Below are 11,978 nucleotides of genomic sequence, written 5' to 3'. Positions count from 1 at the left end.
TACCGGTGTCCGGGGATGCCACCGTCCGGCTCCGGCCGCTGTCAGTGGTCGACGACGGCGACGACGTGCTCATCGGCGACCCGGAGCAGGGCACGTTCGTCGCCGTGCCCGCAGTGGGTGGTGTGGTGGTGCGGGCGCTGCTCGCCGGCGCGACCGTGGCCGAAGCCGGCGAGCGCGCCTCGGCGTTCGCCGGTGAGCCGGTGGACATGGCGGACTTCCTGACGGCGCTGAACGAGCTCGGTTTCATCGACGACGAGGCGCGGACGGCCGCACCGGTGGCGACTGCGCCGGTGCAACAACGGGGGTGGATCGGCGGACCACCGGCCGTCCTGGTGCGGCCGTTGTTCTCCGCGGTGGCCTGGTGCTGCTACGGCCTCGCCGTGCTGGTGGCGGTGGCGTGCCTCGCCGTACGCCCGGATCTGTGGCCGCGGCCCACCGACCTGCTGGTGACCGGCGACATCGGCACCAGCCTGCTGCTGATGCTGCCGGTCACCTACGCGCTGGTCGCGGTGCACGAGAGCTGGCACTGGCTGGCCGCCCGGGCGCTGGACCTGCGCACCCGCTTCGGCGTCGACCGGCGGCTGTTCTTCCTGGTCTTCGAGACCGACCTGTCCCAGCTCTGGAGCGTCCCGCGCCGCAAACGGTACGGACCCCAGCTCGCGGGCCTGGCCATCGACGCTGTCCTGATCGCGGCCCTGCTGGTCGCGCAGCTCGTGGCCGGACCCGTCCAGCCCCTGCCGGCGCTGGTGTTCGTGCTGCTGGCGAGCACCCTGTGGCAGTGCATGATCTTCCTACGCACCGACCTGTACGGCGTCCTGGTCACGGCCACCGGCTGCCGGGACCTGTGGCGCGTCAAGTCGCTCCTGCTCCGGCGGGCGTTCGGCCGCCTGGACCAGCGGCAGCGCGCCGAACTCGACCAGTCCGATCCCCGCGACCTGCGGGTGGGGGCGTGGTTCCGGTGGGTGTGGCTCGCGGGGTGCGGGCTGGCGGTGGTTTACTTCGCCGTCTTCTACCTGCCGCTGCTGTCCTACGTCGCCCGCTGGGCGGGCGAGGGCTTCAGCGCGGGGGTGGGCAGTGGCCGGTTCTGGTGGGGCTGGGTGGTCGCTGTCATGGTGTACGCGCCGATCCTGGCGACATTGTGGATGGCCCTCAAGCGCTCACGGCGGCGCGCCAGCCGGCCGGTATGACACAGTGCGGTCGATGCATATCGACTATCTGACGACCGGATTGGTCGGATTCAGCGAGGACGAGTTTCCCGAGGCGGAGATGCGGGCCTGGGACGAGGTGCGGGAGTCGAACACCTACTCCAGATGGTTCAAGGTGTCCCGCGAGCTGTACTTCGAAGCCTGCGCGAGGAAGGTGCGGCGGGCTCGCCACACCTCTTGTCCCGCGACGCGTTGTGCCTCTCGTTCCGGAGCCGGCTCGGCCTCTTCGACGAACGCGATCGGCGGAGATCGGCCAGCCTGGTGCAGGCGCCGGCGCTCGCGAAGTCGGCGTTCAGGAACGTCACGAAGACATCGACCAGCACGTCCCGGGCCCAGCGATGCTGTTCTCTACGGCCCGACAGATATCGATTGAGCGCCGCCAGGACGGCGGCAATCGAGGCTGCGAAAGCCGAGAACGTAGCTGTGGGAATGGTCATCTTGGATGCCTCGCTTCTCACTGGGGCTCTGCTGATCGCCTCCCCAGACTCGCGGGCGTGTTCGGTCTGGGCGAGCCGGGAGCAGCCGGCCGCAGCTCGAGGATGTGGCGGATGCCGGGGCGGCCGGGGAGTTGCACCTCGCCGACCGGCTGGAAACCGGTGCGGCGCAGCACTTTCAGCGATCCGGCGTTGTCGCGCGCCGCGTTCGCGATCAGCCTGCTCAGGCCGTACTCGCCGGTCGCCAGGTCGCAGATGCGGCGCACCCCGGCCGTGGCCACGCCGCGCCCCGCGACCCGCTGCGCCACCCGGAAGCCCAGCTCCGCCTGCCCGTCCACCGCGTCCACCAGGTTGAACCGGCCGATCACCGCGCCCTCCTCGTCGACCGCCACGTGGAAGTGGCACAACCCGGTCGCCTGTTCCGCCAGCAGCGCCGCGTGGCGGGCCGGGAACTCCGCGAAGTAGTCGTCGCCGCGGTCCGAAATCGTGCGGGTGAACCATTGCCTGTTCTCCTGCTCGAAGCGCAACACCTCAGCCGCGTGCCGCTCGGTCAGGCGCTGGAGCTCCATCACGGGTGCCGGTGCAGTCGGCGCAGGGCCAGCGCCAGCTGGAGGCGCAGGCGGCCTTGCGGGGAGCGGACGTTCCAGCCCAGCAGGTGCTCCGCGTGGGTGATTCTGTCCTGCAGCGTCGAGTGGTGCAGCCGCAGTGTCGCCGCCGCCGCGCGCAGGCTGATGCTTGTCGCCATCGTGTGCAGGGTGGTCAGCATCCAGGGCGCCGCCGCGGCCGCGTGGTCCAGCGCCCGTACGTCCGGGGTGTTCGACTGGTCGCCCACCTCCGCCAGCACGGCCAGGGCGCCCAGCTCCTCGGCGTGGACCACCCGGGAGCCCGGGTCCTCGTCGGTGCCTTCCGCGGCGAAGCGCAGGGCCACCTTCGCCGCCGTCCAGGACGCCGGGAGGTCCAGGATCGCCGTCGCCGGGCCGATGCCGGCCCGGCCCGGCAGCTTCGGCAACGGTCCGGACCGCACCTGGATCTCCGACGGCCGGGCGATCGCGTACGCCGGCTCCGTCAGCCCCAGGCGGCGGGCCGCTTGCCGGCGTACGTCCGCCGGAGCCGACGCGTCCACGATCAGCTCGGCCGACGCCGGGTCGGCCGCGGGTGCGCGGCCCCGGGTCCGGTCCAGGACCGCCCGGGCCGCACCCGCCGCCCGTTCCAGGATCATCGCCTCCACCGGGCCCGGCGGGCCGGCGCGTTCCAGCCACAGCGTCGCCGAGCCCGCCCCGGTGGTCATCCAGTCCGGCGCCGGGGGATCGTCCTGCCAGGCGCTCACTCCCGCCGCGGTGACCCGGATCCGCACCCGGCGTTCATCGTCGCGCAGGCGGGCCGGGCAGTCGGCCAGCACCGCCGCGCCACGCACGATCGACTGGAGGCCGGCGCGGGACTCCACCAGGCTGTCGAAGTACGAGATGACCCGCAGCGCCGCGCCCGCGTCGGCGTCGAGCGCGGCCAGCCGGACGGCGAGGTCCTTCATTCCCCGAGGATAGGGCCTGTCCGGCCGATCATGACGGCCTGCGCCGGGTCCAGCTTCCGCCTCGCGGCGCGGTCCGAGCGGCCGAATACAACACCGGTATTCGACCGCCCGGCCCACTTGCGACGCGAAACCTGGACCTCGGCTCGGCGACGCCATGATCGGCCGGACAGGCCCTAAACGTCCAGCAGGCGGTGCAGCCAGCGCACCCTTGCCGCGCGGGCCTCCTGGGAGATGCCGGCCTGCGGCACCGTCGCGTCGAAGCCGTGGAACGCGCCCGGCCAGACGTGCAGCTCGGCGCGGCCGCCGGCCTGCCAGATGCGGTTGGCGTAGGCCACGTCCTCGTCGCGGAAGGTCTCGGCCGAGCCCACGTCGATGAAGGCCGGCGGCAGGTTCGACAGGTCGGTCTCCCGGGCCGGCGCCGCGTACGGGGACACATCCGGCCCGCCCCGCGCCGCGCCGAGCAGAGCCGTCCAGCCGGTGTCGTTGGCGGTGCTGTCCCAGATGCCGCGGCCGGCCATCTGCCGCGCCGAGTACGTGTCGTTGCGGTCGTCCAGCATCGGGTAGATCAGCATCTGGCCGGCCAGCGCCGGTCCGCCCTTGTCCCGGGCCATCAGGGCCAGCGCCGCGGCCAGTCCGCCGCCCGCGCTGCCGCCCGCCACGATCAGCCGGCCGGGCTCGTAGCCCAGCTCGTCGGCGTGCTCGGCGGTCCAGGCCAGCCCGGCGTAGCAGTCGTTGACCGGGCCCGGGTGCGGTGTCTCGGGGGCCAGCCGGTATTCCACCGACACCACGACCAGGCCGAACTCCTCGGCCCAGTCCAGCGCCTCCAGCACGCCGGTGCGGTTGTCGCCGAGGATCATGCCGCCGCCGTGGGTGAAGTAGACGCAGCCCAGGGTGCCGGTGGCGGCGGTCGGCCGCAGGATGAGCAGCGAGATGTCCGGGTCGCCGTCGAGGCCGGGGACCGTGCGCTCCTCGAGGGTGAACTTGCCGTCGCGGCGCAGGTCGTCGTCGGTCGGGGCGCCCAGGGGGCCGCCGGTGCGCAGGGCGGGGATCAGATCCGCGGTCAGCGCGGCGGGCATCATCTCGGTGATGGCCGGCAGGGCCGCGCCGAGCTCCGGGTCGAACGGCGGTGGCGTCATCTCCACGGACAGCGACATGGGCAGGCCTCCTGACTTCGAGGAGATCACAAGCGTGTGATCGCTGTCCTCAGCTTCGGTGGTCGCGGCCCGCGGGACGAGCGCCAACTGGCGGAAAGTCCCCGCCATCCGGCGGGTACGCCGACAGCGAAACCGGCGGCCACGGGCGGGCACCCGGACCCGGACGGGACCAGAATCGCGCCATGGCCGACTTCGCGCTCCAGGCTCAGCCCACCGACGCCGCCGACTGGCTCGACCTCGCCCGCCGCGCGGAGGCGGCCGGTTTCGACACGCTGCTCGCCGCCGACCACCCCGGCTCCTGCGCGGCGCCGTTCGTGGCGCTGGCCGCCGCGGCCGCCGTCACCACGACCCTCAAGCTGGGGTCGTACGTCTCCAACGCCGCGGTGCGGGAGCCGATCCTGCTGGCGACCGACGTGGCGACGCTGGACGTGGTCTCCGGCGGGCGCGCGCTGCTCGGCCTCGGCGCCGGGCACACGCCGGCCGAGTGGGACGCGATCGGCCAGGTCCGCCCGGACGTGCGCGGCCGTGTCGACCGGTGCATCGCCGTCGCCGAGGCGACCACCCGGCTGCTGGCGGGGGAGAAGGTCACCGTGGACGAGCCCGGGCTGACCATGCTCAACGCCCTGCTGGAGCAGCCGCGCCCGGTGCAGGACCGGATCCCGCTGCTGATCGGCACGGCGAACTCGCGGCTGCTGCGCTGGGCCGGTGAGCACGCCGACATCGTCGGTCTGACCGGCTTCGGCCGCACCAAGTCCGACGGGCACCAGCACGAGGCCCGCTGGCGGACGGCCGACATCGACGCGCAGGTCGCGCTGGCCCGGGCGGGCGGCGACGCCACGCTGGAGGCGCTGGTGCAGCTGGTCGAGGTGACCGACGACGCGGCCGGCTTCCTGGCCGAGCACGCCGAGCGGCTGGCGATGAGCGTCGACGAGTTGCGCCAGGTGCCGTTCCTGCTGGTGGGCACGGCCGAGGAGATCGTCGCGGCGGTTCGGGCGCACCGCGAGCGGTGGGGGATCACCCGCTATGCCGTACGCCGGGCCGGGCTGGACGTGCTGGGTCCGCTGCTGCCGCGCCTGGCGCAGGCGTAGCGGGCACTACTCGGCGAAGAGGGCCGGCTCGATCTTGGCTCGGAAGTCGACGTAGATCTGGCGGTAGCGCTCCAGGGCCCGCGCCGGGTCGCCGGCTTCCAGGTGCTGCAGCACCTGTTCGTGGCCGGTGATCCAGACGTCCCAGAGGTTGCTCTCCGCACCCATCGCCAGGATGCGCAGCGTGCGGGCCACCACCAGGTCGACCATGGACTGCAGCTCACGGTTGCCGCTGGCCAGGATGACGATGGTGCTGAAGTCGGCGCCCGCGGCCCCGGCGGCCAGCACGTTGCCGGTGCGCAGCCCCTCGACGAACTCCTTCTGCCGCTGGCGCATCAGGTCGAGGTGGGTACTGGTCAGGTTTTCCACGCCCCACTCGAAGCCCGCGCAGGCCAGCACGCCCATCACATCGATGAGCTCGAGCGCGTTCTTCTGGGTCATCTTGGTGACGTGCCGGGTGCGGTTGGGGGCGATGTCGATCAGGCCCTCGACCGAGAGCTGGGCGATGGCCTCGCGCACCGGCGTGATGCTGACGCCGAGCCGGGCGGCCAGCTCGGCGTCCTTGATGAGCGTCCCGGGCGGTAACTCACCGGTGACGATCTCGTTACGGAGCTGTTGGACAACCGCGGCCGTGCGGGTCGGCGGCACCGTGTAAGACATACCGGCAGCCTACCTACAGTGATGAGGGACAGCGGACCGTACCCATGGTCGCTTCCGCCCGTCATGCTGAACGCGTGGCTGACGCCGTACCGCTCATAGATCTCGACGCATCCCCGCGCCCGGAGCCCGGCGCGGCCGCACCGCGGCCCCGGCTCAGCGCGCCGCGACCGGTCCTGATCCTCGCCGTGCTGGTCGCCGCGCTGCTCACGCTGGCGGCGGCCACACCGCCGGCGCGAACCATGGAGCCGATCCTGGCCGCCGGGGGTACGGCGGCCGCCGCGTTCACCCTCGGCCCGGACGCGCTCTACACCGCCAGTTTCGGCGCGAACCCCAACAGTGAATCGGGCATCCGCCGGTACGCGCTGCCCGGTGGCGAGCAGCTGTGGGCCACCTCGCTGCCGCAGAACGTGCAGAACCTGACGCTCGACGGCAGCGTGCTGCTGGCCCGCTCGGGCAGCGCCCCGCGGATGTCGTTCCTCGACGCCACCGAGGGCAAGGTGCTGTGGACCCTGAACGAGCCGAACGCCACGGTGGTCACCCTCAGCGGCGGCCGCGCGCTGCTGCGCATCGACACCGACGACGGGGGTACGGAGCTCCGGCTCGCCGCCGCGCGCACCGGTGCCACGATCTGGAGCCGGCTGGTCGCCGGGGTCGGCGAGATCCTCAACGACGACCTGTTCACCGACCGCCCCGACCGGATCGTGGTCCTCGGGGTCGACGGACAGGTCAGCACGCTGCAGTTCGCCGACGGCTCGGTGCTCGGCCAGGGCGAGCTGGGCGTACGGCTGCCGGCGGAGTCGGACGGCACGCTCCCGGGCGACTTCGTCGGTGTCGCGGTGTCCGGCGACCAGTTGTACCTGTCACGGCGTGACCGGGGACGGGCTTCCCTGGCCGCGTACCGGTTGCCGCAACTGACCCGGCGCTGGCGCACCGAGGGCGGCCCGACCGGGTTCGTGCACGACTGCGGGCCGGTGCTGTGCATCGCGGACGCCGGCCGGGTGAGCGGACTCGACCCCAGCGACGGCTCGGTGCGCTGGTCGAGCCCGGCCTGGCGGAACGCGTGGCGGCTCGGCGAGGGCACTCTGCTCGCGTACGACCAGCAGGAGAACCCGGAGTCGGCGATCCTCGACGCGCGCACCGGGGCGGTACGGCGCGAGCTCGGCCGTACGCTCTCGGTCGGCGGTCTGGAGCTGCGCGAGGACAGCAAGCTCGCGGGCCGGACCTGGGTGGCGGTCGCGGACGGGGGCGACGGCACCGTGCACACCGTCGGCTCGATGCAGACCGGGGCTCCGTACGGCTGCATGGTCCGGCGCCCGTACCTGGCCTGCCCGACCTCCGCCGGGCCGACCACCGTCTGGCAGATCCCGTGACCGCGGGCTTGCTCCTCACGTAACGGAAGGACCTAGCGTCTCCGTCATGGGCACCTGGAGCGTCGGCGAACTGGCCACAGCCACCGGCCTCACCGTGCGCACCCTGCACCACTACGACGAGATCGGCCTGGCGCGGCCCTCCCTGCGCAGCCCGGCCGGGCATCGGCGGTACACCGACGCCGATGTCCGCCGGCTGCACCGGATCGTCGCGTTGCGCGGCTTCGGCTTCGCCCTGGCCGAGATCGCGGCGCTGCTGGACGGCTCCGGGCCCGAGGCCCGCGAGCTGGTGCGCAGCCAGCTGGACCAGGTCCGCGACCGGATCGCCCGGGCGACGCGGCTGCGGGACCGGCTCGAGGTGGTGCTGGGACAGTTCGACGCCGCGGGCACCCCGTCCGCGGCGGTCCTGGTGACGTTGATCGAGGAGATGACCGCGGTGGAACACACCTACACACCTGAGGAACTGCAAGAGATGGCGGCGCGGCGGCAGGCGCTGGCTGCTCAGCTCAGCCCGGAGGAGCTGGCCGAGATGGCGGAAACCCGGAGGCGGGCGCGCGAGAGCATGACCCCGGAGCAACTGGCCGAGCTGCATCGCAGCCGTCCGCCCCTGCCGGGGTAGGCCTCATCTCTCCCGCGTGTTGGTCAACGTCAGCGGTTCGTTGAGGTTGGCCGGCGCGTTCCACTTCTGGAGCTCCGCCTTGCTGCAGGCGGCGACCTTGACCTTCGCGGTGCCGTCGGGATGCGTGTCGGGGTTGGCCACCGTGATGTCGGTGGGGACGAGGCAGTAGCCGTACGAGTCGACGATGCGATAGCTGGTGGTGTAGTCGCCGGTGTCGCCGTAGACGATCCACTTCATGCTCGCGTCGGTGAGCGTGCCGGTGGCGGCACACGGGCCCATGGTGACGTACTTGTTGGCGGCGGTGGACCCGGGGCTCTTGAGGCAGTATCCGGAGTTGGGCGACCGGATGCGCTCCGGCACCGCCCCGACCATCGAGGTCGCCTGGGCGGGAATGGTCCACTTCTGATTCCACGGGATGTTGCCGTCCGGCGACTGCTTGCAGAACCAGACGATCATGTAGCTGAACGTCGGCGTGAAGTTGGTGACGTCCAGGCAGCGGCTGAACTGCTTGTAGTTCACCAGCTGACCGACCTTCGCCGAGGCCATGCCGGCGCCGACCCCGCTCTGCGGACGGAAGATGCGCACGTTGTCGCCGCCACCGCAGGCACCCAGCACGACGTCGCTGCCGGCGGACCCGGCCGACTTGAGATTCAGGCAGAAGTCACCCAGCTTGACCTCGTTCTCCCGGGTGCTGCTGAAGTTGGAGTTGTCGTTGAGGCTCCACTGTTGCTTGGGCGCCAGCCCCAGACAGCGCTGGAACGTCGCGGCGTCGCCGTTCTTGCGGGGATAGGGCACCTCGACGCACATGCCGGCCGGCGCGTCCGAGGTCTCGGACCCGACCAGTCTGATGTTGAGGTCGGAGGTGTAGGCGAAGCGTTGGTCGCTGCTCCCGCCGGCCTTGCACAGCTGCATCTTGAGCTTGGCGCCGGCGGCGGGAGACGCGTCCTGTCCGGCGTCCATGCACAGTGGGTTGGTGGCGGGCGAGGCGAGCTGGATCGCGCCGCCGGTGATGTTCTCGTTGTTGGTCCGGAAGGTGTAGGTCGCCTCGACGGTGCGGGTCCCGGGACTGCCGACGGTCAGTGTGTCGGCGTTCGCCGAGCGGCCGCCGGTGGCGGAGAGCGTGGCCATGACCGGGACGTAGATCGGCGGGCAGGGCTGCGGCTCGGGATCGTCGGCCTCGTCGCCGAGCTTGTAGTACGTGATCGTCACCCGGTAGCGCATCCGCTCGGCGGGCGAGCCGGTGCTCAGGTCCGGCCCGGTGCTGCCGGTCATGGTGCAGGGAGGCAGGAGCTCCAGGTCACCCGCGCCGCTGCCGTTGGTGGATCCGCGCAGCTGCCCGAGCGCCATGTCGAGGCCCGCCTGCGCGGCCTGGATCTCCTGCGCGCGGTTGGAGACGCTGCGCGTGCCGCCGATCTGGTTGACGACCACGGGTACCAGGGCTGCGCTCACGAGGATGCCGACCAGGGTGATCAGCATGGCGAGAGGCATCGAGCCGCGGTCGGAGGGCGCGGTGGGTACGGTCCGGTGAGCGTTCATGACGATGGTCTCCCTTCGCCGCACTGGTGGGTGGCCGGGGTGTTGCGGGAAGTGTTGAGGGCGGTGAACGTCGTGTCGGCATCGGCGGTGCTGGTGCCCACCTTGGCGGTCAGCCGGATCCGCAACCGTTCGAAGTCCGGAGTGAACGGGGCCGCGCCGGCGATCGTGATCCCCGCCGGCTGGAGTTCGAACGGGCTGTCACTGCCGGTGATCAACTGCGAGGCGATCGTCTGGTCGGGCCGGGTCTTGACCGCGGGCGAGCCGGGGGCCCACCGGATCAGCTGCAGGACACCCTGCCCGGCGGTGTCCCTCGGATCGGCCAGGGGATCGATCGTCCGCAACCGGAGTTGCAGGCATTCCTTGCCGTCGGACGAGGCGAACTCGACGTACCAGGCGGTGCCCACCTTGCCCGGCTCGCCGATCCAGGAGGCGTAGCGCAGCTCCCGGTCGAAGCGCTGAAAGGCCAGCTGGAGCTGGGACCGCGCGGCGGCTGCCGACTCAGTCTGCGCGCCCGTCCGGAACACCTGCAGGACGGCTGTGGTGAAGATGACCATGAGCACGCTGACCAGGCCCGCGGTGACGACCACCTCGACGAGGGAGTAGCCGCTCTCGTCGGGTCGCGCCGGACGGCGCCGGGCGCGGTTCACGGATTCACCGTCCACACGAACATCGAGTTCGCGATCTTGCCGTCGGCATCGCGGGCGGTGAGCTTGGTGATGTACGAACCAGCGGTGTCCGGACTTCCCCCGAGCACGCCTCCCGCGCTGAACGTGACGCCGGGCGGCAGGCCGGTCGCGGACCAGGTACGGGCCCCCGCAGCACCGAAGGTGGCGCTGGCTGTCCCGGTGATGGCCGCCTTGACCCGGTCGGTCCGGTTGGCCAGCGGGGCGGCGATCCGGAGCTCGTTGGGCCGCGGTGTCACATTGCACACCACGGTCATCGTCGCCTGGCCGCCGGCGCTGTCCGTGGCGACAGCGGTCACGACGTACCGGGTGCCGTTGGCGGCGATGCCGGTCACCACGCCCCCCGCGCTCATCGTGAAGCCGTCCGGCAGCCCGGTCGCCTGCCAGGTGTAGGGCGGCAGCCCGCCGGACGCCCGGACGGTGAAGTTCCCGGCATCCGAGCCGCTGGCGAAGGTCTGCGCCGGTACGGTGGCCACCTGCACGGCCGTGAGCACCCGCCAGCCGAACGTCACCGAGACCGACCTCTTGCCGGCGTCGACCATGGTCACCGTGACGGGCCGCATGGTCTGCGCCTCGGTCGTCGGGTTGCCGGTGATGACACCGGTGGCCGCGTTGATCGACAGGCCGGGCGGCAGGCCGGTCACCGAGAACGACCGCGGGCTGTGCCCCCCGGTGACGGGAACGGGCAGGGTGACCTGGGTGCCGACGCGGCTGGTCTGATCGCCGGGGCTGGTCAGCACCGGCGGTTGGGCGATGGCCCAGGTGAACGTCAGGTCGTCGGTCTTGTTGTCCCGGTCCGTCACCACGATCGTCACCGAGGAGGACCCGACGGTCGTGGGCGTGCCGGAGACGGCGCCGGTGCTCGGGGCCAGGCTGAGACCCGCGGGCAAGCCGGTCGTCGTCGTCCAGGTGCGCGGCAGCCAGCCCCCCGTGGCGGCGAACTGCATGGTGACGGCCTCGCCGACGTAGCTGAACTGGTTGCCCGGTGCGGTGATCGTGGGCGGCGGGCGCTTGATGTCGAAGATCGGATCCGTGCCGGGGCTCAGCAGCGTGGTGGCGATGTAGGCGCACACCCCGTTGACGCAGGACCCCTGCGTCACGCGGGCGGCGACGTTCCAGGTGACAGCGACGACGACCTGGAAGAACGGCACGTCGGTGGACTTCGCCGAGGCCGGGGCGCAGTCCCCGACGGCGGTCGCGAGCTTGGCCGGGTCGACCCGGGGCTGCCAGCACCGGCCGACATACCAGTTCTGCGTGTACGTGAGCCCGTGCCTTGTGACGTCGTGCCCCTCGGCCGGCAGGGGCACCGCGGCACCGTTCGGCTGAGCCGTCGGATCCCAGTCCTGCTTCATCGTGGCCAGATAGGTCCGTACCTGCTGCGGAGCATCGGCCCACTGCTTCTTCGTCGCCACCTCCCCGCGACCGACCAGGAGCGATGACGGCTTCAGGGCGCGGGCCCGTTCGAGCGCGTCGTTGGCGATCTCGACCGCGGTCTGCTCACCGCCCTGCTGCCGTACCGCGACCACGGTGCTGACCAGGAAGGGCACCATCGCCGTCATGACGGTGCCGATCACCGCGAGCGCCACGATGACCTCGACCACCGACAGCCCGTCGTCGCTCCCGCGGCGGCGCAGGCCGCCCGTCCGCACCGGCTTGCCCGGTACGGCGCGCATCGCGACGGTGGCTCGATCGGTCGGCATACCCTTC

Annotated in this window: 11 protein-coding genes; 4 read left to right on the top strand and 7 right to left on the bottom strand. The window is 72.0% G+C overall.

Translation table 11 applies throughout. The features are described from left to right. The first annotated feature begins 5 nt into the window (after positions 1-5). Positions 6-1,187, top strand: coding sequence for a hypothetical protein (locus AB0C12_RS37950; protein ID WP_360555344.1), 1,182 nt, complete (start codon positions 6-8; stop codon positions 1,185-1,187). A gap of 472 nt (positions 1,188-1,659) precedes the next feature. Here the strand turns inward: AB0C12_RS37950 and AB0C12_RS37945 are convergent, their stop codons facing one another. From AB0C12_RS37945 to AB0C12_RS37935, 3 genes are all read right to left on the bottom strand, one after another. After that, positions 1,660-2,208 carry a GNAT family N-acetyltransferase gene (locus AB0C12_RS37945; protein ID WP_360555342.1) on the bottom strand — a complete coding sequence of 183 codons (549 nt, stop codon included), beginning with the start codon at positions 2,206-2,208 and terminating at the stop codon, positions 1,660-1,662. Next, positions 2,208-3,167, bottom strand: a complete 960-nt coding sequence (locus tag AB0C12_RS37940; RefSeq protein ID WP_360555340.1) for a helix-turn-helix domain-containing protein — start codon at positions 3,165-3,167, stop codon at positions 2,208-2,210. Before AB0C12_RS37940 ends, AB0C12_RS37945 begins: the two co-directional genes overlap by 1 nt. 173 nt (positions 3,168-3,340) lie before the next feature. Further along, on the bottom strand, positions 3,341-4,321 hold the full coding sequence (locus AB0C12_RS37935) for an alpha/beta hydrolase (RefSeq protein ID WP_360555338.1): 981 nt from the start codon (positions 4,319-4,321) through the stop codon (positions 3,341-3,343). A 182-nt stretch (positions 4,322-4,503) separates the two neighbouring features. On the opposite strand from AB0C12_RS37935, the gene AB0C12_RS37930 reads away from it, so the two are divergent. Further along, positions 4,504-5,409, top strand: coding sequence for an LLM class flavin-dependent oxidoreductase (locus AB0C12_RS37930; RefSeq protein WP_360555336.1), 906 nt, complete (start codon positions 4,504-4,506; stop codon positions 5,407-5,409). A gap of 6 nt (positions 5,410-5,415) precedes the next feature. Here AB0C12_RS37930 and AB0C12_RS37925 read toward each other — a convergent pair whose 3' ends face one another. Then, on the bottom strand, positions 5,416-6,066 hold the full coding sequence (locus AB0C12_RS37925) for a GntR family transcriptional regulator (protein ID WP_360555334.1): 651 nt from the start codon (positions 6,064-6,066) through the stop codon (positions 5,416-5,418). 74 nt (positions 6,067-6,140) lie between these two features. Between AB0C12_RS37925 and AB0C12_RS37920 the strand changes: the two genes are divergently transcribed. Continuing rightward, positions 6,141-7,436 carry a PQQ-binding-like beta-propeller repeat protein gene (locus AB0C12_RS37920; RefSeq protein ID WP_360555332.1) on the top strand — a complete coding sequence of 432 codons (1,296 nt, stop codon included), beginning with the start codon at positions 6,141-6,143 and terminating at the stop codon, positions 7,434-7,436. Between the two features lie 46 nt (positions 7,437-7,482). Continuing rightward, on the top strand, positions 7,483-8,052 hold the full coding sequence (locus AB0C12_RS37915; RefSeq protein ID WP_360555330.1) for a MerR family transcriptional regulator: 570 nt from the start codon (positions 7,483-7,485) through the stop codon (positions 8,050-8,052). 3 nt (positions 8,053-8,055) lie between these two features. Here the strand turns inward: AB0C12_RS37915 and AB0C12_RS37910 are convergent, their stop codons facing one another. Genes AB0C12_RS37910 through AB0C12_RS37900 form a run of 3 tightly spaced genes read right to left on the bottom strand, consistent with a single transcriptional unit; the run spans position 8,056 to position 11,971 of the window. After that, positions 8,056-9,588, bottom strand: a complete 1,533-nt coding sequence (locus tag AB0C12_RS37910; protein ID WP_360555328.1) for a ricin-type beta-trefoil lectin domain protein — start codon at positions 9,586-9,588, stop codon at positions 8,056-8,058. Next, positions 9,585-10,235 carry a hypothetical protein gene (locus AB0C12_RS37905; protein ID WP_360555326.1) on the bottom strand — a complete coding sequence of 217 codons (651 nt, stop codon included), beginning with the start codon at positions 10,233-10,235 and terminating at the stop codon, positions 9,585-9,587. The genes AB0C12_RS37910 and AB0C12_RS37905 overlap by 4 nt, the downstream gene beginning before the upstream one ends. Next, the gene (locus tag AB0C12_RS37900) at positions 10,232-11,971 is read right to left on the bottom strand and encodes a putative Ig domain-containing protein (protein WP_360555324.1); all 1,740 of its coding nucleotides are present in this window, start codon (positions 11,969-11,971) and stop codon (positions 10,232-10,234) included. The genes AB0C12_RS37905 and AB0C12_RS37900 overlap by 4 nt, the downstream gene beginning before the upstream one ends. Positions 11,972-11,978 lie beyond the last annotated feature (7 nt).

It is taken from the genome of Actinoplanes sp. NPDC048967 (assembly GCF_040649415.1).
GTDB lineage: Bacteria > Actinomycetota > Actinomycetes > Mycobacteriales > Micromonosporaceae > Actinoplanes.
The sequence above is the reverse complement of the archived record's forward strand: the minus strand, read 5'-3'. Positions and strand labels throughout refer to the sequence as shown.

What these genes read in the sequence shown, in the direction of transcription:
- AB0C12_RS37900 (WP_360555324.1), bottom strand. Translation starts at nt 11,971, where the DNA reads ATGCCGACCGATCGAGCCACCGTCGCGATGCGCGCCGTACCGGGCAAG.
- AB0C12_RS37940 (WP_360555340.1), bottom strand. Translation starts at nt 3,167, where the DNA reads ATGAAGGACCTCGCCGTCCGGCTGGCCGCGCTCGACGCCGACGCGGGC.
- AB0C12_RS37910 (WP_360555328.1), bottom strand. Translation starts at nt 9,588, where the DNA reads ATGAACGCTCACCGGACCGTACCCACCGCGCCCTCCGACCGCGGCTCG.
- AB0C12_RS37945 (WP_360555342.1), bottom strand. Translation starts at nt 2,208, where the DNA reads ATGGAGCTCCAGCGCCTGACCGAGCGGCACGCGGCTGAGGTGTTGCGC.
- AB0C12_RS37925 (WP_360555334.1), bottom strand. Translation starts at nt 6,066, where the DNA reads ATGTCTTACACGGTGCCGCCGACCCGCACGGCCGCGGTTGTCCAACAG.
- AB0C12_RS37930 (WP_360555336.1), top strand. Translation starts at nt 4,504, where the DNA reads ATGGCCGACTTCGCGCTCCAGGCTCAGCCCACCGACGCCGCCGACTGG.
- AB0C12_RS37935 (WP_360555338.1), bottom strand. Translation starts at nt 4,321, where the DNA reads ATGTCGCTGTCCGTGGAGATGACGCCACCGCCGTTCGACCCGGAGCTC.
- AB0C12_RS37915 (WP_360555330.1), top strand. Translation starts at nt 7,483, where the DNA reads ATGGGCACCTGGAGCGTCGGCGAACTGGCCACAGCCACCGGCCTCACC.